Genomic DNA, 22,669 nt, shown 5'->3' on the forward strand with positions numbered 1-22,669 from the left:
CCGGTTGCTGGGGCCAAGGCCCCGTGGTTGATGCTTATGCCGTGCTGGGGCAACAAGGACGGGCGTGGTGGTCGCCGATACGAGGCAAGTCATACTTACAGAAAGCCGCCAAAGGTGCCGGCCACGCCCAAGGCCAGGGTGATGACGATGAGCCGCAAAGGACTCCAGCCGCGGCGCACCAGCATATACATCGCCAGGGTGTAGGCCAGGGGCAGGCAGGCGGGCATCAGCTTGTCGATCACGTCGGTCTGCAACTTGACCACCGCGTCGCCGGCGGTAATTTTCAAGGGGGTGGAGAGGCGCACGTAAGTGGCGACCAAGGCGCCGATCACGGTTATGCCGACAACGGAGGCGGCGTGAGCGGCCTTGAGCGTGTTGGCTTTGATCAAGGGAATCGCCGCGATGCCCATCCGGTACGCGTAGTGAGCCAGGGAGAAGCGCAGGCCGAAGTGCACGGTGTTGAACAAGGCGAAGAAAAGCACGGCGCCCAGCGCGGAGCCTTGCAAGGCGAGATCGGCGCCGATGCCTCCGCAGATAGGCAACAAGGTCAGCCAGAACATCGCATCGCCGATGCCTCCCAGCGGGGCGCCCAGCGCGATCTTGGCGCTTTGGATGCTGTTGACGTTCTGTTTGGAGCGTTCCATCGCCAGGACGATGCCCATCACGAAGGTGACCAGGAAGGGGTGGGTATTGAAGAAGCCCATATGCCCCTTCATCGCGCGCGCCAAGTCTCTTGGATGGGTATGGATTTTGCGAAGCGCCGGAATCAGACCGTACAGCCATCCAGCGCCCTGCATTCGCTCATAGTTGAAGGACGCCTGCAGCAGCAAGGAGCGCCAGGCGAAGCGATTAATGTCCTGCCGCGTCAATTCCGCGCCAAGGCTCTGGTCTTCGTAGCGGTCGTCATCCATGTCCGCGGCACGGGATTCCGCCTGCTGCGGCAAGGGTTGGGTCATAGTGTTAGATGCCATCTTCCGCTGCCTCCTGAGGCGCGCGTGGCGGCGTTTGACCGCCTCCTTTGCGCATGATGTCTATCATCGCCATGGCCAGCGCGGCGGTGGCGATGGCCAATACCGGCATCTTGAGCCAGGCCGCGGCAACGAAGCCGAGGATGAAGTAGGGGATATAAACGTTTTTCATCATGATTTTGAGCAAGACGGCAAAGCCGATGGCGGGCATGATGCCGCCAGCGACGCCAAGGCCGTCGATCAGACGCTTGGGCAGCATGTCGATCATCGTTTTGCTGTGCTCGGCTCCAAAGTAGATGGGCAGAAAGGCGCAGAGAAAATAGAAAGAACCCAAGGCCAGCAAGGCCAGATAATTCACCCGTTCAATGCCTTTGTAGTCGCCGGCGGCGGCCATGCTGTCGCAGCGCGACATCACGCCGGACATCACGGAAAACAGAAAGGTGATGCCCATCTGCACCGCCACGGCGAACGGCACCGCCACGCCAACCGCCACCTCGGGTTTGACTCCGGTGGTGATGGCGAAAGTGGCGCCGACAATGGTGCCGATGATGACGTTGGGTGGCTGCGCGCCGGCCAGCGGGGCAAGCCCCATCCACACCAGTTCCAGCGTGCCGCCCACCAGAATGCCGGTGTGCGCGTCGCCCAGAATCAGGCCAACCAAGGGGCCCAGCACCACGGGCCGGTGAAAATGGGTCAGGCCGTTGAACAGGTCCAGCCCGGCGGCAAAGGCGAGCAGGCCCAAGGCCAGGCCTTGTAACAGACTGATCTCCATCATGACTCTCTTTCTTCTTGGTCTTGCAACAAGGGATAGACGTCCTGTTCCGGCTCGGTGGGCACGCCTTGGATAAAACATTCCACGCCTTTTTCGCGCAGCGCCCGGAAGTCGCGCACGTCCTGTTCGTCTACCGATACGGTTTTGTAGAGCTGACGCTTGCCGTTGGCGTAATGCATATTGCCGACATTGATGCGTTTGATCGGCACGCCGCCTTCGATCAATTGCAGAAAGTGCCCGGGAGTCTTGCAGACGATGAGGATTTTTTGCCGATCCGCGGCCAGGTGAATCTGGTCGATCACTTTTTGCAGCGACCAAAACCGGATGGCGATGCCCTCGGCCAACACCATCTCCATCAGGTTTTGCTGGAGGGTGTCCGCGGCCACTTCGTCATTGGCCACCATGACCAGGTTGGCGCCGGCGAAACCCACCCACTGCACGCCCACCTGTCCATGCACCAGGCGTTCATCGATGCGACTCAATACGATATTCGGCATTTCGCCTCCTAAGCCTCGGAATAGGGATAAATAGTGACGCCTTGCACCACGCGGTTGACATGTCCGTCGGGAGAAGGCGAGTCCGGAGAGATGCCCAGCAGCAAGGAGGCTTCAAAAGCCATGTACTGCAAATACGGCAGATAGCAAAAAGCCAGACTCATATCGTCGCCTTCTCTTCCTGGCGGTAGATACAGCCGTTCGCCGGCATCGATGACGGGATCGCGGCGGTCGGCCAGCGCCACGACTTGTTCCGCTCGCGCGTCTCGGCGCAGCTCCTTCAGCAGGTCCAATTCGTAACGGCGCACATGCGGCTGGTTGGAAATCAGCTGTATCACCACCGTCCGCTCGTCAATGACGGATTTGGGCCCATGGCGAAAGCCTATGGCGGAATCGAACAAGGCCACGATGCGGCCCGCGCTTAACTCCAACATCTTGAGCGCCCCTTCGCGCGCGATGCCCTTGAGTTCGTTGCTGCCGAGATACACCACGCGTTTTGGCGGAGCAGCCGCCCAGCCAGCCAATTGCCGCGGCAATGCGTCTATCAGATGCCGCCCGCGCTGGAGCATGTCCAGGCATTCCGCGGGGTTGAAGCGTCGCGGCAGCAGAATGGCCAGGCAAGCAAGCAACATGCAGCTAAGGCTGCTGGTCATGGCGAAGCCGCGATCATTGCTGTCCGGTGGCATCAGCACGCTTAGCGCGCGGGGGTTCTCCAGGCTGCCGCGATAGAGTTCGCCATGCTCGCTGCAGGTCAGCACCAAGTGGCGACAGGAGGGTTGCAAGCTGTCTGCCAGCTTTATGGCCGCCAGGCTTTCCGGACTGTTTCCGGAGCGGGCGAAAGAGACCAGCAGAGTGGGGCGCTTGGCGTTGAAGTAGCTGGCGGGGGAGGTGACGATATCGGTGGTGGCGATGGACTCCACCTGCCTGCCAAGATGGCGGCTGAGATAGGGCGCGAGCGTTTCGCCGACGAAGGCGGAGCTGCCTGCCCCAGTCAAAATGATGCGTAAATTGGGGTGGGCGAGCAGCGGCGCAAGAAAGACGCTGATGGATGGTCGTTCGGCCTCGACGATGTCCAGTGTATCGGCCCAGGCGAGCGGCTGCTGGTCGATCTCCTGGGCGGTGGCCAGCCCTCCCGCCTTCACCAGGCCTTCACGGCTATGTCCCAGAATCATGGCTGTTTCTCCGTCTCCGCCCGACAGGCGGCCGCGTAGGGGCGCAGCACCTCTTGGATGCAATCAATGACCAGCGCCTTGGGCTTGGCCTCCAGCGTGCCGGCGCGCACGCGCTGATACTGGGCGGGCAGATACTGGCTGAGCAAGGTTTCGGGCAGGGTTACGGCGGACAGGTTGTTGAGCAGTGTCTGGCAACTGGCCTCGACCGCCGGGATGGGCCAGTAATAACGAATGCGGTCCGAATAGCTGAAACTGCGGGCCAGCCGGCATTCTGTCTGGCTGCCGTGATAATGACTTTGCCAGAAGGCGGGGCGCTCCAGCATCGATTGCTCCAGAACCTTGCGTAAATGGGAGCGCTCTTTTTCCGGCAGCAATTCGTTTTCGATGCCGGCAAGCGCGTACAAAGCCTCGCGCAACGCGAAAGTAAGAGCCGGGCCGACCTTGAGGATGGCGAAATGATCGCGGACCAGCTGACGGTAGGCCGCGGGAGTTTGGTAATCGGTGGAGTGGGCTTCGTAAACCAGGCCCGGATGTTCCTCTATCATGCGGCTGAGCGCGGCGGCGGCGGCGGGCTGGTAATTGGCCACGCTGATGTGGTTGAACTCTACGCCGGGCTGCACCACCAGCGCGATCACGCGCGGCCAGGCATCGCTCAGGCCCGCGGCGGCAAAGGCCTCGCGGTGCGCAAGAAGCGTGCGCTCGGCAGCTTCCGGCCGCGTGACTGCAAGCTCATCCAGATGTTCCTGCGCGCCGCCGGGTGTGGGCACCTCGGTACCTACCACGTATAGAATCTCGCTGCGGCCATACAAATGCCGGCCAACTTCCTCCGCCACACAGGCGAGGTCCGCCGCGCGCGCGGCGACGAGCGTGTCGTCCAGCGGGAGTTCATCATCGGCGCAGGCCATGCTGCAATCGAGATGCAGTTTTTGGAAGCCGGCGGCCACATAGGCGGCGATCAAATCGCGGGCATGTTCCATCGCCTCAGCGGCGGGCAGGCTTTGCCAGCGATTGGGGCCGAGGTGGTCGCCTCCCAAAATCAGCTTGTTGACGGGGAAGCCGCAGTGTTGCGCTAGTTGGATCAGGTGTTCGCTAAAACCGCTGGGTCTCATGCCGGTGTAGCCGCCAAACTGATCCACCTGATTGGACGTCGCCTCTACCAGCAGGGGAGTCTGATTTTCGCGTGCCTGTATCAGTGCGGCTTCCAGCACAAGGGGGTGGGCGGAACACACGGAAAAGATGCCTACGTGCTCGCCTTGCCTGTGGCGCCGCACTAGCTGTAGCAGGGGGTTCATTTGTTGTCTCGCTAGTTAATGGGAACGATTTTTGATTTCGTTTTGTTTCTTCTTGTGATGTTTTTCATGCTTTTTAAGCTAAACGAAATGCATTGGTGATTTCAATAGCCAAAACAAGAAAGAAAAAGAAAGATTTTGGTTTGTTGCTTTTTTGCCGAAGTGGGCGGGCGCGGCAGGCTGTGGAATAATGGCTGCAGGGCAGCCGGAAGGCGCTGATTTTGAGTCGCGTCAAAAGAAAAGAAACCGAAACTGCGTACTGCGGGAGCGCAAGATGATAGAAAGCAAAAACAGTGTCAGCACCAGCGAGCGCCGCGAGCGCATCGTTCAACAATTGAACAAGCACGGCAGCGTGCAGGTTTCCGAACTGGCCGCGCAGTTTCAGGTGTCGTCGGTCACCATTCGCAATGACTTGGCGTTTTTGGAAAAGCAAGGCGTAGCCACCCGCTCTTATGGCGGTGCGCTGGTGTTTGATTCGATGCCCGCGCCCAAGGAGCGCGCCATTTCAGACAAGAGCCTGCTCAATGCCGGCGTCAAGCAGCGAATCGGACAACTGGCCGCCAGCCTGGTTGCGCCGGGCACGCGCGTCATTCTGGATTCCGGCAGCACGACCCAGCAAATCGCCAGTTGCCTGCGCTCGCATCAGGATTTGATCGTCATGACCAATGGGCTGAATATCGCGAATGTCTTGGCGGATGCGCCAGGCGTGGAGCTATTCACGACGGGAGGCCAGCTGCGCCGCACGTCGCTGTCTTTCTACGGCACCCAGGCCGAGCAGTCCCTGCGGGACTATCATTTCGATCTCTTGTTTCTCGGCGTGGACGGGCTGGATTTGGAGCATGGAGTCAGTACGCATTATGAGGCGGAGGCCAGGCTTAACCGCTGCATGTGCGAGGTGGCCGACCGCGTTGTGGTGGTGACCGATTCCAGCAAGTTTCGCCGCACCAGCTTGCACAAGATTCTCGACACTCGCCGGATCGATACTTTGATTACCGATACCGGCATTCCTTCGGACTACCTGGCCGGCCTGCAGCAGGCGGGCGTGAAGGTGATGCAGGTGGAGGCGGGCGTGTAGGCGGGAAGGTCCGCCAGGTTCGCGGCAGGGAGGCGGTGTTGAAACGCCTCCTCAGCCATAGCCGCGTTGTTTCAGCGCCAGGTAGAGCATGGCCGCGTTGATGGCGTCGTTGAGCGCGTCGTGGCGCGGCGGCGCGGGCATGTCCAGATCTTGGCAGATGCTGGCCAGCCTAAGGTCGATGTGAGCGTCCGGGTTCTGTCTCAGCTTGTAGTCGTAATAGCGTCCGGAAATCTCGATGCGCCGCTGCGGCAGAGGCACGCCCAGCCAGGGGCGGACGTAGCGGTTGAGCACCGCCAGGTCGTATTCCAGGTAATAGCCCAGCAGCGGCCGGCCGCCGATGAAATCCAGCAGCCGCCGCACGGCGTCCTGGGCCGGCAGGCCCTGGCTGACATCGATAGGCCGCAGACCGTGGATGCGCACATTGTCCGCCTGGGGCGCTTGTTCCGGGCGCACCAGCAGGTAGAGCGCCTCGCTGGCGAGGATGCGGTTGCCGCGCAACTTGACCGCGCCGATGGATAGCAGTTCGGCGTCCGCCGGATTCAGGCTGGTGGTTTCACAGTCCAGGCTGACCAGTTCGTCCGGATGCTCCCGATACATCTCGGCGTAAGCCGGGTCGCGCAGCCGGCGTCGCTGCCATTGGCGCAGCAGGGCGGTGAGCATCAGAAGCTGCCCAGCCGGTAATGGTGGCGTAACTGCGCCTTGAACCGCTTGACCACGCCCAGCGTGTCCTTGAGCAGGTCCCGTTCCAGCGAGGACAGCTTTTCCGGCTCCAGTAGATTGTCGGCCGGTTTGCCGGCGGCAAGCCGCTCCAGCCCCTGATCCAGCCGCAGTTGCATCAGATAGGACAGCGCCTCGCCCACGTCCTCGGCCAAACCCCGCTCCAGCCGGCCCTGCGCCACCAGTTCCTGCAGCCTTTGCTGCGAGTTGTTTTCGCTCACGCCATATTCCAGCGCCAGCGCGCGGATACCGTGCACCAGAGGAAAAATGCCGCCTTTTTTCAGGTCCAGCGCGGCGCGGCCGTCACGGTCGCGAGTTTGCAGATGGGAAAACAGGCCCAGCGGAGTGTCGAACTGTTCAATGGCGCGGGCGAAACGGGAGAAGAAGCCGGCGTCGTCGCGCAGGGTGGCGCGCAGATAGTTTTGGGCGTTCTCCAGCAGGGCCGGATCGCCGCAGACGGCTTCCGCGTCCACGAAGATGGCCAGCCGCATCAAGGCGTCTCCGTCCGGGCGGTGCACCCAGCGGTGGAGGCGATCGCGCAGCTCGGCGCCGCTGAAACGCCAATCAGGGTGGCTGAGCATGATGTTTCCGGGACAGGGCGGGTAGCCGAAACGGGCCAGCGCGGCGGAAAAGGCCTGACAGCTGGCTTCCAGTTGCGGCCATGGCGCGCCGTCGCGCAACAGCAGCGCGTTATCCTGGTCTGTTTTGAGGATCTGCTCGCCGCGCCCTTCCGAACCCAGCACCAGCAAGCAGCTGTTGGCTACCAGCTCCGGCGGCGCAATCAGCCGCCAGGCGCGGGCGAACAGCCGGGCGTTGAGGCTTTGCACCAGCCTGCCCAGTTGCAGCGCCTTGACGCCGTGGCCGGACAGGATGCGCACCAGCCGTGGAATCTGCTCCGCCACTTCCGCCAGTTCGTCCAGCGTGGCCGCGCGTTCCAGCCGCTGCGCGATCAGGTGGGAGTGGTTGGAAAAGTAGGAGAGCACGTCCACCTGGGCCAGCATGCTCACCGGCTCGCCGTGTTCGGTTACCACCAGGCGGCGCAGATTGCGGCGCGTCATCAGCAGCAGGGCGTTGAACAGGAAGTCGTCGATGTCTATGGTCAGCAGCTCGTACTGGCAGTATTCCGCCGCCGGCGCGTCCGAGGGCACGCCGTTCAGCACGATGTCGCGAAAGTCCGTGGTGGTGAGGATGCCCAGCCGCCCGTCGCCGCGCAGCAGCACGGACTTGGACTTGTGCGCTTTCATCGCCGCCGCCGCATCGCGCAGGCTGGCGCCGCCATCCACGAACACCGGCTGGCGGCCGCCGACGTCGCGAACGGTGGCCGTCAGCAAGGTTTGCAGTTCGCGCTGTCCCGCCCGCTGCGCCAGCCGGCCCAGCTTTTCCGACACACTGGCGTAAAAGTAGGCGCCGAAGCGCGGGTTGCTCTCGGTCAGCGCCAGCACTTCCGCGCGCGGCAGGCTGTAGAGCAGCGCCTCTTCCTGCGCGATGAAACTGTGGGAGGTCTGGCCAGCGGCGGTGGCGCGCGCATCGAAACCGTCCTGGGCGCGGTACAGCGCGACGATTTCGTCGCCGGCCATTTCCCTCACCACGCCCTTGATCACCACGTACAGAGCCGTCACCGGCGCATCCGGCGTTAGCACGGTTTGTTCGCTGGCGTAGAACAGGATGTCGGCGCAAGCCTCCAGGCGCAGGCGTTCGTCCGGACTCAGGGCGTCGAATGGGGCGTAGCTGAAGTCGAATCGCTGCATGGCGGCCTCGTAGAACAAGACATTGCCGCCAGCATAACACCGGCGGCAATGGCTTGTCGGCGGGCGTTCAGCCGGGCAGGTGTTGCGACAGCGGGGAGCCGTCGCGGAACAGCAGCAGCTCGCCGGGGGCGAGTTGCGTCCAGTTTTCGTTGTCGGTCAGCGGTTGGGTGGCGATCACCGCCACGCGGTCGTGCGGGGTGGTGACCGAGGCGAAATCCACGCTAACGTCGTCGTCCACCAAATGCGCGGTGTTGAACGGCGCCTGGCGGATGATGTAGTGCAGATGGGTGGAGCAGTGGGCGAACAACACCTCGCCGTTGCTCAGCATGAAGTTGAACACGCCGTGGTTGGAGATCTCCGCCGCCAGCCGCGCCACTTCGGCGAATAATTCGTCCAGCTGCGGTTGCTGGCACCATTTGGCGCGCAGCCGCTCCATCAGGTGGCAGAACGCCCGTTCGGAGTCGGTGCTGCCCACCGGGTTGTAATGGCTGCCGGCCTCGGGCTGGAAGTTTTCCAGGTTGCCGTTGTGGGCGAAGATCCAGTAGCGACCCCACATTTCTCGCATGAAGGGGTGGGTGTTGGCCAGGTTGACCTCGCCTTGGGTGGCTTTGCGGATATGGGCGATCACGTTTTCCGATTTGATCGGATAGTTGCGCACCAAGTGGGCCACCGGCGATTCCACGGACGGTTTGTCGTCCAGGAAGATACGGCAGCCCTTGTTCTCGAAAAAGGCGATGCCCCAGCCGTCGGCGTGGTGGTCGGTCTGGCCGCCGCGACGGTGAAAGCCCTCAAAGGAGAACAGGATGTCGGTTGGAGTATTGCAATTCATGCCCATTAACTGGCACATGGTTTTGGGTTCCACGGTAGAGAGGTTGTCATGGCCGGCCGCGCCGGCTGCGGTTTTGTTACAGAGCTTAGGCGATAAGCGGGGCCGCGGCAATCCCGCCGCGCCGGCCGTGGAGCCCGGACGCGGCGGCGGAATGGGCGCTCAGAACCTGTTTACGATCTGCGGCGCGTCGTGAAGCGTTGCACGGTGAGTACGAGCCCAAAATGCTCATGTACCCCTCGACCATTCCGATTTTTCGCTCGTTTTCGCCTTAACTCGCGAGATCGTGAACGCGCTCTCAGGCCGCGGAACGGGCGAGACTGCGCAATTTGGCCCAGCCGCCCTGGCTCAGGCTGACGCCCAGCAGGATCAGCCCGCCACCCAGCCAGTGGTAATCATGGATGGTTTCGCCCAGCAGCGCGCTGGCGATCAAGGCGGTGAACAAGGGCAGCAGATTCATGAAGATGGCGGTGCGCTCGCTGCCCAGGCTCTGGATGCCGCGCATCCACAGATACGGAGCCAGCACCGAGGAGGCGATCCCGGCGAAGGCGACCAGGCCGGCGCCTTGCAGCGGCACCGCCAGGCTGTCCGCGCTCATCGCCACCGGCACCAGCATCAGCACGGCCAGCAATACCTGGATGTATAGATTGGTCCAGCTGCCGAAGGGCGGCGCCCAGCGGCGCAGCAGAATGCCGTACAGCGCGTAGGAGACGGAGCCGGCCAGCATCAGCGCGTCGCCGCGGTTCACGCCGCCGCTAATCAGGTCCAGCGGCCGCCCCTGGCCCAGCAGATACAGCACGCCCAGCAAGGACACCGCCACGCCGAACAACGCGTGCGCGCCGGTGGGCTGACGGAAGACGGTCGCGTTCAGCGCCAGACCCAGCAGCGGGATCAAGGCGCAGATCACGCCCATATTGGTGGCGCTGGTGCTGTGCGCGGCGTAATAAGCCAGACATTGGTACATCACCATGCCGAGCGCGGCCAATATGGCGAAGCGACCCAGCCAGGGGCGAATGGCGTGCCATTGGCGCAGCATCGGCCGCAGGCTCAGCGGGGTGAGAATCAAGGCGGCCAACAGCCAGCGGTAGAAGGAAATGGCGGCGGGATCCAGCGCCTGGGCCGCGGCTTTGGACACCACGGTGTTGGCGGACCAGATCATCACTGCCAGCATGGGAAACAATGAGTTCATGGGTAGGGCTCCGGATGCGGCTCTCGTTCCGACGCGCGGTAGAGAGTACAGAAAAGCATTGACGGTAGGCAGTGTACCGCTGTCTGATTCAATGCATATAATGCAAAACAGACAAGACGATAGCGGGAAACCGACAAATTGGACTACTCAGAACTGGACCAAGGCTTGCCGGAACCGGCGCCCATCCACCTGCGCTACGACCAGCTGACGCCGCAAACGGAGTTTTCGCCGCACAGCCATCCCTGGGGGCAATTGAACTGCATTAGTCTGGGCGTGATAGAGCTGAGCTTGATCGAGCCTGGTCAGGCCGAGCGCGCGTTGGCGGCGCCGGCGGAGTTTCTGATCTGGGTGCCGGCCGGGATTCGCCATTCCGCTTCGGTGCGTCAGGCCATGCGCTACACCTCGGTCTACGTCGGCGCCGAGCAGGCCGCCGGCTTGCCCGCCCATCCCTGCCTGATTCCGCAAACGCCCTTGCTGCGAGCGCTGCTGGATGACTTCTGCCAGCGCGGCGTCACGTCGATCCGGGACCCGTGGGATCGGCGCCAGGCCGAGCTGCTGCTGGCGCGGCTGTCCCAGGCCGGCCACCAGGATAGCTATCTGCCGGATAGCCGCCATCGTCAATTGGCGCCCATCCTGGCCGCCATCCGGGACAATCCGGCCGATGCGGCCACCTTGGCGCAGTGGGCACAGCGCGTGCACGGCACCGAGCGCACGCTGGCGCGCCATTTTCAACGCGAACTGGGCATGAGCTTTGTCCAGTGGCGCAACCGGGTGCGCTTGCTCAGGGCCCTGGCCTGGCTGCGCGAAGGGCGTCCGGTGCAGGACATCGCCGCCGATCTGGGCTATGGCACCGCGTCGGCCTTCATCGCGATGTTCAACAAGCAACTGGGCTATTCCCCAGAGCGCTACCGACGCTTGCTGGCCGATGGCGCGCGTTGAGGAATGCTTGTTGCCCTTTTGGCATTGCGGCACACTGGAATGATTGTCAATCATAGAACCAGTCTTCTACGCCCCAAGCCATGAGCAAGAAAATCAAACAACTGGCCCGCCAACTGGGCGACGGCTGGACGCTGCGCCGCCGTTTGCGGCAAGCCAGCGCGCTGAATTTCGCCTTCTCCGAACGTATAGATTTCCTGAACGGACAACACTGGGATCAACTGGCGGCCCGGCACGGGCTGCTGATGTCCCGCGATTACTGGCGCGCGCTCGAGCAGTCCGAGCTCGCCAACTTCGACGTGCGCTACGCGCTGGCCTATCGCGACGGCGAACCGGTGGCGGCGGTGGCGATGCAGCTATTGGAAGTGAGCCTGGAAACCATGCACGCTCACCCCGGACCGCGGCCGGAAGGTTCGCTGCGCGCCGCGCTGGCGCAAAATCTCAAGCCCAAGCTGCGGCAACGGCTGCTGGTCTGCGGCAATATGCTCAGCTACGGCTTGGACGGCGCGGCTTTCGCCGAGGACCTGGACCCGCAGACCCGCTGGCAGGCGGTAGCGGAGATCCTCTACCGCATCCGCCGCGCGGAGAAGCTCAACGGCCAGATCGACTTCGTGCTGGTCAAGGACATGGACGAAACAGCGCGGGAAGACAGTCGGGCGCTGGGCAAGCTCAGCTACAGTACCTTGGAAACAGAGCCCAATATGGTGCTGCCGCTGGCCGAGGGCTGGCGCGTTTACGACGACTACTTGGCCGGCATGACCTCCAAATACCGCAGCGGCATCCGCCAGCAGATTTTCAAGCCGATAGAAGCCGCCGGTTGCGAAATCGGCGTGATGACGCCGCAGCAGGTGGACGCGCAGGCGGAGCGGATGCAGCAGCTCTACCTGGCGGTGCAAGACAATGCCACATTGCGGCCGGTCACGGTGAGCGCGGAATACTGGCGGCGGATGGCCGCGCTGGGGCCGGAGCGGGCGGAGCTGCGCGGCCTGTGGCGCGACCGCGCGCTGCTGGGCTTTTTGCTGATCCTGAAAAACGGCGAGGAGATCACCGCCGCGCAGATCGGCTTTGATCGCGCCGCGGCCAAGGAGCTGCCGCTCTATCTGCGCCTGCTGCATTCGGCGATTGAGTCGGCGCTGGCCGCCGGCGGACGGCGGGTGATTTTCGGCCGCACCGCGTTGGAGCCCAAGGCGAGAATGGGTTGCCGGCCGGTGCCGACTTCGCTGTGGATACGCCATCGCCAGCCCATGCTCAATTCGCTGATCCGCAGCAGCTTCGGCATTGTCCAGCACGAGGACGCGCCGACGATCAACCCCTTCAAAAAATAAACGCGCAGCCCTTCGCGCCGCGCGGCGGGGAGGGCGATTGCGATCTTGGTCGCGGAAAGGACCCGATATGACTCAAACCGCGAGCGCCGAAGCGGCGCACACGCGAAAACTGAACCGCAACGACTGCAAGACGCTGGGCCTGGCCTCGCTGGGCGGGGCGCTTGAGTTTTACGATTTCATCATTTACGTGTTTTTCGCCCTGGTATTGGGGAAGCTGTTCTTCCCGCAGGACATTCCGGGCTGGCTGCGTCAATTGCAGGTGTTCGGCATCTTCGCCGCCGGCTATCTGGCGCGGCCGCTGGGCGGCATCGTCATGGCGCACTTCGGCGACCTGTTTGGCCGCAAACGCATGTTCACGCTCAGCATCGTGTTGATGGCGCTGCCTACGCTGGCGATGGGCCTGCTGCCCACCTACCAGAGCATAGGGGTGTGGGCGCCGATCTTGCTGCTACTGCTGCGCGTGTTGCAGGGCGCGGCCATTGGCGGGGAGGTGCCGGGCGCCTGGGTTTTCGTCGCGGAGCACGCGCCGTCGCGCCGCACGGGTCTGGCTTGCGGCATCATCACCTCGGGGCTGACCATAGGTATTCTGTTTGGCTCGCTGATCGCGATGGCGATGAACCTGGCTTTCACGCCGCAGCAGCTGGAGGACGGCGCCTGGCGGATTCCCTTCCTGATAGGCGGGGTGTTCGGCCTGGTGGCGATGTATCTGCGCCGCTGGCTGCACGAGACTCCGGTTTTCAGCGAAATGCAGGCGCGCAAGGCGCTGTCCGCCGAGCTGCCCCTGAAGGCGGCGCTGCGGGGCCATCGCCTTGGCATGGCTCTGTCCATGGCGGCCACCGCGATGCTGTCGGTCACCATCGTGGTGGTGATCCTGATGACGCCCACTTTTCTGCAAAAACAGTTTGGCGTGCCGCCGGTGGAGGCGCTGTTCGCCAACAGCCTGGCCATTGTCGCGCTGAGCGTGGGATGCATTGTGGCCGGCCTGGCGGCGGACCGTTTTGGCGGCGGGCCGGTGTTTACCGTGGGCAGCCTGCTGTTGGGCGTTAGCAGCTGGTGTTTCTATCAGACCATGGGGCAGGACGCGAGCTGGCTGCGCCCGCTGTACACGCTGACAGGCTTTGCCGCCGGCATCGTCGGCGCGGTGCCTTATCTGATGGTGCGCGCCTTCCCCGCGCCCATCCGCTTTAGCGGCCTGTCTTTTTCCTACAATGTGGCCTACGCGGTGGTGGGCGGCTTCACGCCGGTGCTGCTGTCGGTGTGGATGGAGGCGAGTTCGCTGGCGCTGGCCGGCTATCTGATGATTTTCTGCCTGATTGGCCTGGCGATGGGCCTGTTTTTGCTGGCCTGGGGCGATAAGCCGGGCTTGTCCCATCCTGTGCATTGAAGCGCGCATGGAAAAACGGCGGCGTCCTTATCGACGCCGCCGTTTTGTCGTGCGAGTTCGGGGTCTGGGGCTCAGAGTCTGTTCAAAGTCTCGCAAGCCAGGACGAGACAAGGCGAAAACGGCTGAGAAAGCGGAATGCACATACGGTACATGTGCATTTCGAAGTCGCTTTCAACGCCGTATCGCTGAAGCGCAGCAGACCTTGAACAAGTTCTTAGCGCGGCAGCTCGCTCCACAGCTTCAACAGCCGTTTGGCGGATACCGGGTACGGCGTTTTCAACTCCTGGGCGAACAGGCTGACGCGCAGTTCTTCGATCTGCCAGCGGAAATCGAGCAGGGCCTGAGACGCGCCTTCCGCCTCGTTGTCCTCTGCCACCCGGGTTTCCCATTTCTGCCATAGATCGCGTATTTCCGCACCGCGCTGGCCGTCGCGCTGCGGGTTGGCCGGCTGCTTGTCCATGCGCAGGCCCATCGCGCGCATATAGCGCGGCAAATGGGGCAGCTGGCTCCACGGCGTGGCGGCCATGAAACCCTTGTAAACCAGCTTGGCCAATTGCTGCTGCAACTCGTAACCCAGCTTGTGTTTCTGCATCTTGACGCTGAGCGGGCCGTATTCCGCGGCCACTTGACCCAGGTACTGGGTCACCGCCTGAATGACAGCCGGCAAGCGAGTGCGGGCGCGGGTTTTCTGGTCGTTGAAGGCTTTCTCGTTGCGCGGCAGCGCGTCGTCGCCAATGAAAGCGCGGTCGCAGATGCAGGCGATGGCGTCGGCCAATAATTCGTCGACATTGGCCACTGCGCGCAGCTGCAGGCCCAGTTGGGTCATGCCGGGCAGGCCCTTGGACAGCTGCTTCATTTGTTCCTTCAACTGCAGCTGCAGCAGGCGGATCACGCCCTGGCGGTGATGGCGCTCAGCTACCAGCTGGGTGTCGAACAGGCGAATCGCCACCTTATCTTGTTCCAGCGTCAAGGCCGGATAGCCGGTCAACTGCTGGCGGCCGCGGGCAAACTGTATGCTTTCCGGCAGTTCGCCGAAGTCCCAGCTGCTGACCTCGTCGCGCTCGAATTCCGCGCTCGTATCGCGGAAAGTCAGTTGGGCGGCCTGGCCGAACTGCTTTTGCAGCGCCAGCAGATCGCGTCCCAGTCCAATTTCCTGCTTGCCGTCGTCGATGACGCGGAAGTTGAACAGCAGATGAGCCGGCAGCTCCTGGGCGCGGAAATCGTCGATGTCCACCTTGACGCCGCCGGTCTCGCGCAGGATGAAGCGCGCCAGCTGCGGCGCGATAGGCTGTTGTGGGTCCGGGTTGCCGCTAAGGAAACGGGTGACGAAGTCCGGCACCGGCACGCAGCAACGGCGGATTTGCTTGGGCAGGCCCTTGATCAGCTGTTGCAGCTTTTCGCGCACCATGCCGGGCACCAGCCATTCGAAAGCCGCCGGTTGCAAGCGGTTGAGGATGGCCAGAGGCACGTCCAGGGTGACGCCGTCCAGCGGGTGATTGGGTTCGAAGCGGTAACGCAGCTTGAGGCGGCCGTCTTCCAGCTCCAGCCATTCCGGAAACTGGTTTTCGGTGACATGCTGCGCGGCGTGGCGCATCAGTTCTTCGCGCGTCAGATGCAAGAGCTTGGCGTCGGTCTTTTCCGCTTCCTTGCGCCAGGCTTCGAAGCTGGCCGCGTCCACCACCTCCGCCGGGATCCGCTCGCTGTAAAAAGCGAACAGTGCTTCCTCGTCCACCAGCACGTCCTGGCGGCGGGCCTTGTGTTCCAGCTGCTCCACTTCGCGGATCAGTTGCTGATTGCGTTGGAAGAAGGGCGCGTTGCTGACGTATTCCATGTTCACCAGCGCGCCGCGGATGAACAGCTCGCGCGCTTCTACCGGCGCGATGCGACCATAGCTCACCGGCCGGCGAGGCACCAGGGTCAGGCCGTAGAGAGTGACGCGCTCGCTGGCCACTACTTCGCCGCGGCTCTTTTCCCAGTGCGGGTCGAAATAGTGGTATTTGACCAGGTGCGGCGCCAGCTTTTCCACCCACTCAGGCTCGATTTTGGCCACACAGCGGGCGTAAAGACGGGTGGTTTCCACCAGTTCCGCCGCCACCAGCCATTTAGGCTTGGCTTTTTTCAGGCCGGAACCGGGAAACACGTGGAAGTTAACGCCGCGAGTGCCTTGGTAGTCGTCGCTTTCCTGGTTTTTCATGCCCAGATTGCCGATCAAGCCTGTTACCAGCGCCTTGTGCAGGTTTTCATAAGCGACGGCGTCCAGCTGCTGGCGCTTCTTCTGCGTCATTTGCGCATCCGGCTGTTCGGCGTCGGCGTGGGCCTGCTCGCGTTTGATCAGGCCCAGCTCACTGGCGATGTCGGCCAGCTGCGCGTGCAGTTCCCGCCACTCGCGCAGGCGAAGGTGGGACAGGAAGTGCTCGTGGCAGGTGTTGATCAGCAGACGGTTGGATTTCTTGTGCTTGAGCGCGTCGGAGAAGAAATCCCAAAGGTGCAGGAAGGACAGGAAGTCCGACTTCTCGTCGTTGAAACGCGCTTGGGCGCGTTCGGCCGCTTCGCGCGCTTCGAACGGACGCTCGCGCGGGTCCTGCACGCTCAAGGCTGCGGCAATGATCAGTACTTCGCGCACGCAGCCGAAGTCGCGGCCGGCCAGCAGCAGGCGGCCCACCTTGGGGTCCACTGGAATCCGCGCCAGCTCTTTGCCCACACTGGTCAATTCCCCCTTGTCGTCCACCGCGCCCAGCTCGGTCAGCACTTGGTAGCCGTCGGCGATCAGACGGCTGCTGGGCGCTTCCAGGAAGGGGAAGGCGTCCACCTTGCCCAGCCGCAGCGCGGCCATGCGCAGAATGACCGCGGCCAGGTTGGAGCGGACGATTTCAGGATCGGTGAACGCCGGGCGTTGATTGAAGTCGTCTTCGCTGTACAGGCGTACGCAGATGCCGGCCTCGACACGGCCGCAACGGCCAGCGCGCTGACGCGCCGCCGCCTGGGAAATTTTCTCCACTTGCAGCTGTTCCACCTTGGCGCGCGGGCTGTAGCGGTTGATGCGCGCCTGTCCGGTGTCGATCACGTATTTGATGCCGGGCACCGTTAGCGAGGTCTCGGCCACATTGGTGGCCAGCACGATGCGGCGTCCGCCGGACGGCTTGAATATCTTCTGCTGGTCCTCGTTGGACAGCCGCGCGAACAAGGGCAGGATCTCGTAGCCGCGAATGCCGGCCTTGCGCAGCTTTTCCGCGGTTTCGCGGATCTCGCGCTCGCCAGGCAGGAAGACCAGCATATCGCCCGGGCCCTGGCGCGACAGTTCGTCGACGGCGTCGACGATGGCGCCTTCCATTTCCACTTCGCGCTCGTCTTCGTCGCGCTGCGCCAGCGGGCGGTAACGCACTTCCACCGGATAGGTGCGGCCGGAGACTTCAATCACGGGCGCACCGTCGAAATGGCGGGAGAAGCGGTCGGCGTCGATGGTGGCCGAGGTGACGATCACCTTCAGGTCCGGCCGGCGCGGCAGCAGCTGTTTCAGATAGCCCAGCAGGAAATCGATGTTGAGGCTGCGTTCGTGCGCCTCGTCGATGATGATGGTGTCGTAGGCTTCCAGGTAGCGGTCGGTCTGGGTTTCCGCCAGCATGATGCCGTCGGTCATCAGCTTGATCACGGACTTTTCCGAGAGCTTGTCGGTGAAGCGCACCTTGAAGCCGACGTGTTCGCCCAGCGTGGATTTCAGCTCTTGAGCGATGCGGCTGGCGACTGAGCGCGCGGCCAGACGACGCGGCTGGGTGTGGCCGATCAGTCCGTGCACGCCGCGGCCCAGCTCCAGGCAGATTTTGGGCAGTTGGGTGGTTTTCCCGGAGCCGGTTTCGCCGCAGATGATCACCACCTGGTGGCGCTCGATCGCGGTTTTGATGTCGGCCAGTTTCTGGTTGACCGGCAAGGCGTCGTCGAAGTCGGGCTTGGGCAGGTGGGCGCGGCGCGCGGCCACCTTGGCGGCGGAGCGTTCGATCTGAGCCTGAATATCGGCCAGTTGCTTGTCCGCAGGCTGGTTTTTCTTCAGTCGCTCGGCGGCGTCGCTCAGTTTGCGGCGCAAAACGTGGCGATCGCGGATCAGGCAGGAGGGCAGGTCGGCCTTGAGTTGGGCCAGCAGCTGGGCAGCAGTCATCGGGAAAAGAACACTGGATTACAGGAAAGCGGCGATTATAACAGCTGCGTGGCGCTGCGGCAGGCCGGGATTCCCGGCCTGCCCGCTATTTCCGCTGACGATAGCGGCTCAGCTCCGCTTTGAGCCAGGCGGCGCTGGCCACCGGCTGCGCCGCGCCGCAACGCACTTGGTAGGCCTTGCCGCTGATGCTGCTCTGCGTGGCGGCACGTTCGATGAAGCTTTCCGTGTTGCTCACCCAGTCTTTTTTCAGCAGATACTGGTATTTGTCGTTCAGATGGTCGCGGGCCTCCTTGGAGCCGTACCAACTGCCATTTCGATTGAACTCGCATCCGGATTTGGCCAGATAGTCCAGCAGGTGATTGATCTCGGTTTGGGCTGCCGGCGCGGGCGCGGCGAAGGCGGTGCCGGCGCTCAGGACAAAAGCCAGCCAGACTGGCGGTTTCAGGGTCATGCCTTGCTCCATCGCAATCAGAATGCGCAGACTATGCGCGATGCGGCCGGGCTTGTCCAACCCTGGCGCCGCCTTTATCCTGTGCCCGTCTTCAGGGCGGGGTGAAACTCCCCTCCGGCGGTAAGCCGCGGCGCATGCCGGCGGCGAGCCCGCGAGCGCCGCGCCATCGTTTCCACGATGCGCGGGTCAGCAGATTCGGTGCGAAGCCGAAGCCGACGGTGAAAGTCCGGATGAGAGAAGACGCGCGCCAAGCCGGGAACGGCTGGGCTCGCTTTTGCGCGTCGGCATAGCCGCGCGTCGCCCTGGAGCGCTTCCCTTAAGTCTTTACGGAGCCTCCAAATGCAGCAAAACATTTATGACCATCCGGTCTTTTTCTCCCAATACCAAGCTTTGCGCGACAACGATAGCGGCCTGAACGGCGCCTTGGAACAGCCCGCCTTGCGCGATGCGCTGCCGCCGCTGTCCGGCGCCGACGTGCTGGACCTGGGCTGCGGCTTTGGCGATTTCGCCCGTTGGGCGCGCGCCCAAGGCGCGGCCAGCGTCACCGCGGTGGATTTGTCCGAACGCATGCTGGAGCAGGCGCGAGCGCGCACACGGGATTCCGGCATTCAATACCTGTGCGCCGGCATCGAGGACTTTCAGCCGCCTGCGGGCGCTTATGATCTGGCGGTGTCGTCGCTGGTCTTGCATTACGTGGCGGATTACGCCGCCGTGGCGGCGCGCGTGTTCGCCGCTTTACGGCCCGGCGGCGTGTTCGCGCTGACGGTGGAGCATCCGGTTTGCACTGCGAGCCCGCAAGGTTGGGCGCTGGACGAGGCCGGACGGCAGGCGCATTGGACGCTGGACGCGTATTTTCAGCAGGGCGCGCGCGAAACCCGCTGGTTTGTCGACGGCGTGATCAAGCATCACCGCACAGTGGAAAGCTATGTGGCCGGCTTGTCAGGCGCCGGTTTCCAATTGCTTCATCTGGGCGAGCCCGCGCCGGACGAGGGGGCGATGGCGCGTCAAGACGGTTTGCGCCCGCACGCGCGCCGCCCGGCCCTGTTGCTGCTCACTGCGCGGAAGCCTGTATTCTAGCGCCGCTATTCCGGGCCGGTGCGCAGAACCAAGCGGCGCCGGCCCGGTCCAGCAAAGATCGAGCATGCGGCTCGTATTCACGGGGAGGGGAGCGGTGAGAGTCAAGCTGGCAGTAGGGGTTCTGGTCCTGGCGCTGTCGATGGCGCCCGCCATCGGCAAATCGCCGCCTGCGCGGGCCATCATCGAACCCGCTCACATTGTAGAGGCCATCCAGTTGCAACAGAAGGCGGACGCCGCCAAGGACAGACCGCCGCAAAACGGCGAGCCTTGGTTTGCGGTGCGGGAAGGCGCTCGTCCCATCATCGTGACCGCGCCGCACGCCACCAGCCCGTTCCGCGAAGGACAATACCGTTTCTCCGATGGAGGAGGCACCGCGGCCTTGGCGGCGATGCTGCATCAACTGGCCGGCGCCACCGCGATCTATACCACCCGCGCCGCGCCGGCCGATCCCAATTACGACGACGACAACGCCTTCAAGCGCAAGCTGGCGGCGTTGATTGCGGATCGACGCCCGCTGCTGGTGCTGGACCTGCACGGCAGCCATCCATACCGGCCTTACGACGTGGACTTCGGCACCTTGAACGGGGCCTCGCTGCTAGGCAAGCCGGAATTGCAACAACGACTGGAGCTAAGCCTGCGGCAACAGGGCGTGCTGAATGTTTCGGATAATTACTTTGCCGCGTCCAAGCACCAGACCATCGCCAAGTTCGCTTCCCGGCTGGGCGTGCCGGCCATCCAACTGGAAATCAGCAGCACCTGGCTCACGCCTTCGGACGGCAACCTGGCCGCGCGCCGCTTCGCCCAGCTCTTGCAGGCGCTGGTGCGCTATGCGCGTGAAATTGAGGAATGAGGCAGCGGCGCTTCAAGCCTGGTCGTCTTCATCGCCATAGTATTTGACGCCTAGACGGATGGGCGCGCGGCCGGCTTCGCGACGCTGGCGGTTGCTGTCGCGCAGGGAATAGGCGCAGCCGCAATATTCCTGTTGGTAGAACTGTTCGCGCTTGCTGATTTCTATCATGCGCGCGGAGCCGCCGCCCTTGCGCCAGTTGTATTCCCAATAGATCAGGCCGGGGTAGCGCGCGGCGGCCCTCACGCCGCAGTCGTTGATCTGCTGCATATTCTTCCAGCGCGAAATTCCCAAAGAACTGGTGATCACCGGAAAACCGTGCTCATGCGCGTACAGAGCGGTGCGTTCAAAGCGCATGTCGAAGCACATGGTGCAGCGGATGCCGCGCTCCGGCTCGTTTTCCATGCCCTTGGCGCGCTCGAACCAGTTGTCGCGGTCATAATCCGCATCCACGAAAGGAATGCCGAACTGTTCGGCAAAGCGGATGTTCTCGTTCTTGCGCAGCTCGTACTCTTTCAGCGGGTGGATGTTTGGGTTGTAGAAAAAAATAGTGAAGTCTATGCCGGAAGCCTGCATGGCCTCCATGACCTCGCCGGAGCAGGGCGCGCAGCAGGAGTGCAGCAGCACTTTTTCATGGCCGCCCGGCAAGGGCAGCGGTTGGCGCTCAAATTCCTTGGTCATATAAATGAGAAGCCGTTTATGAAAAAGCGGATTATGTTGCCATAACGCCATCGAATCAAGACGGGGAGGGGCTCTTAGCCTGTTCAAAGCCGCGCGAGCGAGGGAAAGGCAAAAAGTGCATAAAGAGGAATGCGCGAGTGCTACAGGCGCATTTTGAGTATGTTTTTAATGCCGCATCGCCGAAACGCGGCAGATTTGAGCTGGTTTTCAGGCATCGTGCCAGCGAGAGCGGTCCTTTGTCTCGTGTCCGGCCTCCCCCTCAGGCTTGCTTGCATGCGCGGGGGAACGAACCACCAACAACGATGCATCGTCCAGCATGGCTTCGTTTTGACGATGCCGCTGCAGCGCTTGCAGTATGGTATTGCCAACCCGGCCCGGCCAGCCGGCCTCAGCCGCTTTGATGACCCCGTCCAGGCCAAACATTCGGCCATTCTCAGCCTGGGCCTCGGTAATTCCGTCCGAGCAAACGATCAGCGCATGCTCCGGGCGCAGCACGCTGGTTTCCAACGATCGATCAAACTGCCGCGCCGCCAAAATCCCCAAAGGAGGGTGCTCGGAGCGGAACTGTTTGATCTTGCGGCCCTGCGGATCAAACATCAATGCACAAGGAATGCCGCCGTTCCAGACTTGCAGGCATTGGGAGGCCGCGTCGATCGCAATGATAATGCCGGCCACGAAGCGGCCAAAGGGCAGCAGGCGGTGCAACTTGTCGTTGATTGCCGCCGCAATGTCGCCCAGCGCGGCCTGTTCCTGAGCAAGATCGTAAAAGCACTCCACTGCGGGAATGGCGCTGATCGCGGCGGTCAAGCCGTGGCCGGTGCAGTCGGCCAGCATCAAGTATTCTCGTCCACCGGAACGCGCATAGCAGACCAGATCGCCGTTGAACTGCGAAGCGGGGCGCAAATGGCGCCAGACATGCGAGGGTAGTTCCAATTGCTGCCGGTTCAGGCGCTCAATCAGTTCCAGCGCGTAGCTTTGTTCTCGTTCATTGTCGAGGAAGTAGCGTTCCAGGCGCACGGCGTCCTGGTTGATCTGTCGCTGCATTTGGGCGATGCGCAAGAATACCTGGATCTTGGCCGTTAATAAGTCCGGACTGACCGGTTTGGTCAGGTAGTCGTCGCCGCCGGCTTTGAGCCCCTCTATCAGATCTTTTTGCTGACTCAGGCCCGTCAGGAAAATGATGGGAACCCAGTGTTCGCCGAAGAGTGTCCGCAGCTCCTTCGTGGCTTCCAGTCCGTTCATCACCGGCATGATGATGTCCATCAAAATCAGGTCGTAACCAACTTCCTTGCATATGGAGACGGCCTCCCGGCCATTGCAGGCAAGGTCGCATTGATACCCCAGGTCTTCAACAAAGGTACGGACCATCAGGCTATTGGTGGCGCTATCGTCCACCAATAAAATTTTGGGTTGAGGCATGCTGTTTCCATTGCGTGTCAGGAAAGGGAAAGCGAGCGGAGAAAGCGACGGCAGGGCCAATTACACTGGCATTGCACTGTGGGTATAGCATACGGGGCGCGCCGATGGCGCGCTGCGGCAAGAAAAATCAGTCCGCCTCGTGGGTGAGA

The 22,669-nt window shown here is 62.7% G+C and carries 19 protein-coding genes and 1 riboswitch; of the genes, 6 read left to right on the top strand and 13 right to left on the bottom strand.

Annotation, left to right across the window (positions count from 1 at the left end; all coding sequences use genetic code 11):
* Positions 1 to 95: 95 nt before the first annotated feature.
* Genes agaE through ACUXV1_RS15210 form a run of 5 tightly spaced genes read right to left on the bottom strand, consistent with a single transcriptional unit; the run spans position 96 to position 4,698 of the window.
* Complete coding sequence (agaE, locus tag ACUXV1_RS15190; RefSeq protein WP_446015973.1) at positions 96 to 971, bottom strand: PTS N-acetylgalactosamine transporter subunit IID; 876 nt, start codon at positions 969 to 971, stop codon at positions 96 to 98.
* Complete coding sequence (agaW, locus tag ACUXV1_RS15195) at positions 961 to 1,743, bottom strand: PTS N-acetylgalactosamine transporter subunit IIC (protein WP_240314916.1); 783 nt, start codon at positions 1,741 to 1,743, stop codon at positions 961 to 963. Before agaW ends, agaE begins: the two co-directional genes overlap by 11 nt.
* Positions 1,740 to 2,237 carry a PTS N-acetylgalactosamine transporter subunit IIB gene (gene agaV, locus ACUXV1_RS15200; protein ID WP_446015972.1) on the bottom strand — a complete coding sequence of 166 codons (498 nt, stop codon included), beginning with the start codon at positions 2,235 to 2,237 and terminating at the stop codon, positions 1,740 to 1,742. The genes agaW and agaV overlap by 4 nt, the downstream gene beginning before the upstream one ends.
* Positions 2,238 to 2,245: 8 nt before the next feature.
* Positions 2,246 to 3,406, bottom strand: coding sequence for an SIS domain-containing protein (locus ACUXV1_RS15205; RefSeq protein WP_446015971.1), 1,161 nt, complete (start codon positions 3,404 to 3,406; stop codon positions 2,246 to 2,248).
* Positions 3,403 to 4,698: a D-tagatose-bisphosphate aldolase, class II, non-catalytic subunit gene (locus ACUXV1_RS15210; protein WP_114152489.1), complete on the bottom strand. Its 1,296-nt coding sequence runs from the start codon at positions 4,696 to 4,698 to the stop codon at positions 3,403 to 3,405. Before ACUXV1_RS15210 ends, ACUXV1_RS15205 begins: the two co-directional genes overlap by 4 nt.
* Before the next feature lie 271 nt (positions 4,699 to 4,969).
* Here ACUXV1_RS15210 and ACUXV1_RS15215 point away from each other — a divergent pair, with 271 nt between their 5' ends.
* Positions 4,970 to 5,770, top strand: coding sequence for a DeoR family transcriptional regulator (locus ACUXV1_RS15215; protein WP_081555858.1), 801 nt, complete (start codon positions 4,970 to 4,972; stop codon positions 5,768 to 5,770).
* A 51-nt stretch (positions 5,771 to 5,821) separates the two neighbouring features.
* Here the strand turns inward: ACUXV1_RS15215 and ACUXV1_RS15220 are convergent, their stop codons facing one another.
* From ACUXV1_RS15220 to ACUXV1_RS15235, 4 genes are all read right to left on the bottom strand, one after another.
* Positions 5,822 to 6,430: a 3'-5' exonuclease gene (locus ACUXV1_RS15220; protein ID WP_179140771.1), complete on the bottom strand. Its 609-nt coding sequence runs from the start codon at positions 6,428 to 6,430 to the stop codon at positions 5,822 to 5,824.
* Entirely contained in the window at positions 6,430 to 8,235 is a 1,806-nt protein-coding gene (locus ACUXV1_RS15225) for a putative nucleotidyltransferase substrate binding domain-containing protein (RefSeq protein ID WP_446015970.1), read from the bottom strand. The genes ACUXV1_RS15220 and ACUXV1_RS15225 overlap by 1 nt, the downstream gene beginning before the upstream one ends.
* A gap of 67 nt (positions 8,236 to 8,302) precedes the next feature.
* Positions 8,303 to 9,082: a class II glutamine amidotransferase gene (locus ACUXV1_RS15230; protein WP_043634609.1), complete on the bottom strand. Its 780-nt coding sequence runs from the start codon at positions 9,080 to 9,082 to the stop codon at positions 8,303 to 8,305.
* Positions 9,083 to 9,359: 277 nt separating this feature from the next.
* The gene (locus ACUXV1_RS15235; RefSeq protein ID WP_446015968.1) at positions 9,360 to 10,250 is read right to left on the bottom strand and encodes a DMT family transporter; all 891 of its coding nucleotides are present in this window, start codon (positions 10,248 to 10,250) and stop codon (positions 9,360 to 9,362) included.
* A 138-nt stretch (positions 10,251 to 10,388) separates the two neighbouring features.
* On the opposite strand from ACUXV1_RS15235, the gene ACUXV1_RS15240 reads away from it, so the two are divergent.
* The 3 genes from ACUXV1_RS15240 (at position 10,389) to ACUXV1_RS15250 (ending at position 13,895) form a co-directional block, all read left to right on the top strand.
* Positions 10,389 to 11,189, top strand: coding sequence for an AraC family transcriptional regulator (locus tag ACUXV1_RS15240; RefSeq protein WP_114152488.1), 801 nt, complete (start codon positions 10,389 to 10,391; stop codon positions 11,187 to 11,189).
* An 80-nt stretch (positions 11,190 to 11,269) separates the two neighbouring features.
* Positions 11,270 to 12,511 carry a GNAT family N-acetyltransferase gene (locus ACUXV1_RS15245; protein ID WP_446015966.1) on the top strand — a complete coding sequence of 414 codons (1,242 nt, stop codon included), beginning with the start codon at positions 11,270 to 11,272 and terminating at the stop codon, positions 12,509 to 12,511.
* Between the two features lie 67 nt (positions 12,512 to 12,578).
* Positions 12,579 to 13,895, top strand: a complete 1,317-nt coding sequence (locus tag ACUXV1_RS15250; protein WP_337882247.1) for an MFS transporter — start codon at positions 12,579 to 12,581, stop codon at positions 13,893 to 13,895.
* Between the two features lie 214 nt (positions 13,896 to 14,109).
* Here the strand turns inward: ACUXV1_RS15250 and hrpA are convergent, their stop codons facing one another.
* Both hrpA and ACUXV1_RS15260 read right to left on the bottom strand, forming a co-directional pair.
* Positions 14,110 to 18,045, bottom strand: a complete 3,936-nt coding sequence (gene hrpA, locus ACUXV1_RS15255) for an ATP-dependent RNA helicase HrpA (RefSeq protein WP_114152485.1) — start codon at positions 18,043 to 18,045, stop codon at positions 14,110 to 14,112.
* Positions 18,046 to 18,130: 85 nt separating this feature from the next.
* A complete protein-coding gene (locus ACUXV1_RS15260; protein ID WP_085951891.1) occupies positions 18,131 to 18,496 on the bottom strand; it encodes a DUF5329 domain-containing protein in 366 nt (121 codons plus the stop codon).
* 83 nt (positions 18,497 to 18,579) lie between these two features.
* Positions 18,580 to 18,742, top strand: a riboswitch (FMN riboswitch).
* A gap of 93 nt (positions 18,743 to 18,835) precedes the next feature.
* On the opposite strand from ACUXV1_RS15260, the gene ACUXV1_RS15265 reads away from it, so the two are divergent.
* Positions 18,836 to 19,573, top strand: a complete 738-nt coding sequence (locus ACUXV1_RS15265; RefSeq protein ID WP_446015964.1) for a class I SAM-dependent methyltransferase — start codon at positions 18,836 to 18,838, stop codon at positions 19,571 to 19,573.
* Between the two features lie 64 nt (positions 19,574 to 19,637).
* On the top strand, positions 19,638 to 20,423 hold the full coding sequence (locus ACUXV1_RS15270) for a hypothetical protein (RefSeq protein ID WP_446015963.1): 786 nt from the start codon (positions 19,638 to 19,640) through the stop codon (positions 20,421 to 20,423).
* A gap of 12 nt (positions 20,424 to 20,435) precedes the next feature.
* Here ACUXV1_RS15270 and ACUXV1_RS15275 read toward each other — a convergent pair whose 3' ends face one another.
* Together ACUXV1_RS15275 and ACUXV1_RS15280 are read right to left on the bottom strand one after the other, a co-directional pair.
* Complete coding sequence (locus tag ACUXV1_RS15275) at positions 20,436 to 21,101, bottom strand: epoxyqueuosine reductase QueH (protein WP_043634861.1); 666 nt, start codon at positions 21,099 to 21,101, stop codon at positions 20,436 to 20,438.
* 207 nt (positions 21,102 to 21,308) lie between these two features.
* Entirely contained in the window at positions 21,309 to 22,520 is a 1,212-nt protein-coding gene (locus ACUXV1_RS15280; RefSeq protein WP_114152482.1) for a SpoIIE family protein phosphatase, read from the bottom strand.
* Positions 22,521 to 22,669: the final 149 nt, after the last annotated feature.

Source organism: Chromobacterium sp. W521, from assembly GCF_052805975.1.

Bases quoted from the DNA above. Each gene is read 5' to 3' on its own strand.
- ACUXV1_RS15275 (WP_043634861.1), bottom strand. From the start codon at position 21,101: ATGACCAAGGAATTTGAGCGCCAACCGCTGCCCTTGCCGGGCGGCCAT.
- ACUXV1_RS15205 (WP_446015971.1), bottom strand. From the start codon at position 3,406: ATGATTCTGGGACATAGCCGTGAAGGCCTGGTGAAGGCGGGAGGGCTG.
- hrpA (WP_114152485.1), bottom strand. From the start codon at position 18,045: ATGACTGCTGCCCAGCTGCTGGCCCAACTCAAGGCCGACCTGCCCTCC.
- agaW (WP_240314916.1), bottom strand. From the start codon at position 1,743: ATGATGGAGATCAGTCTGTTACAAGGCCTGGCCTTGGGCCTGCTCGCC.
- ACUXV1_RS15210 (WP_114152489.1), bottom strand. From the start codon at position 4,698: ATGAACCCCCTGCTACAGCTAGTGCGGCGCCACAGGCAAGGCGAGCAC.
- ACUXV1_RS15280 (WP_114152482.1), bottom strand. From the start codon at position 22,520: ATGCCTCAACCCAAAATTTTATTGGTGGACGATAGCGCCACCAATAGC.
- ACUXV1_RS15265 (WP_446015964.1), top strand. From the start codon at position 18,836: ATGCAGCAAAACATTTATGACCATCCGGTCTTTTTCTCCCAATACCAA.
- ACUXV1_RS15230 (WP_043634609.1), bottom strand. From the start codon at position 9,082: ATGTGCCAGTTAATGGGCATGAATTGCAATACTCCAACCGACATCCTG.
- ACUXV1_RS15225 (WP_446015970.1), bottom strand. From the start codon at position 8,235: ATGCAGCGATTCGACTTCAGCTACGCCCCATTCGACGCCCTGAGTCCG.
- ACUXV1_RS15270 (WP_446015963.1), top strand. From the start codon at position 19,638: ATGCGGCTCGTATTCACGGGGAGGGGAGCGGTGAGAGTCAAGCTGGCA.
- ACUXV1_RS15220 (WP_179140771.1), bottom strand. From the start codon at position 6,430: ATGCTCACCGCCCTGCTGCGCCAATGGCAGCGACGCCGGCTGCGCGAC.
- agaE (WP_446015973.1), bottom strand. From the start codon at position 971: ATGGCATCTAACACTATGACCCAACCCTTGCCGCAGCAGGCGGAATCC.
- ACUXV1_RS15245 (WP_446015966.1), top strand. From the start codon at position 11,270: ATGAGCAAGAAAATCAAACAACTGGCCCGCCAACTGGGCGACGGCTGG.
- agaV (WP_446015972.1), bottom strand. From the start codon at position 2,237: ATGCCGAATATCGTATTGAGTCGCATCGATGAACGCCTGGTGCATGGA.
- ACUXV1_RS15235 (WP_446015968.1), bottom strand. From the start codon at position 10,250: ATGAACTCATTGTTTCCCATGCTGGCAGTGATGATCTGGTCCGCCAAC.
- ACUXV1_RS15260 (WP_085951891.1), bottom strand. From the start codon at position 18,496: ATGACCCTGAAACCGCCAGTCTGGCTGGCTTTTGTCCTGAGCGCCGGC.
- ACUXV1_RS15250 (WP_337882247.1), top strand. From the start codon at position 12,579: ATGACTCAAACCGCGAGCGCCGAAGCGGCGCACACGCGAAAACTGAAC.
- ACUXV1_RS15215 (WP_081555858.1), top strand. From the start codon at position 4,970: ATGATAGAAAGCAAAAACAGTGTCAGCACCAGCGAGCGCCGCGAGCGC.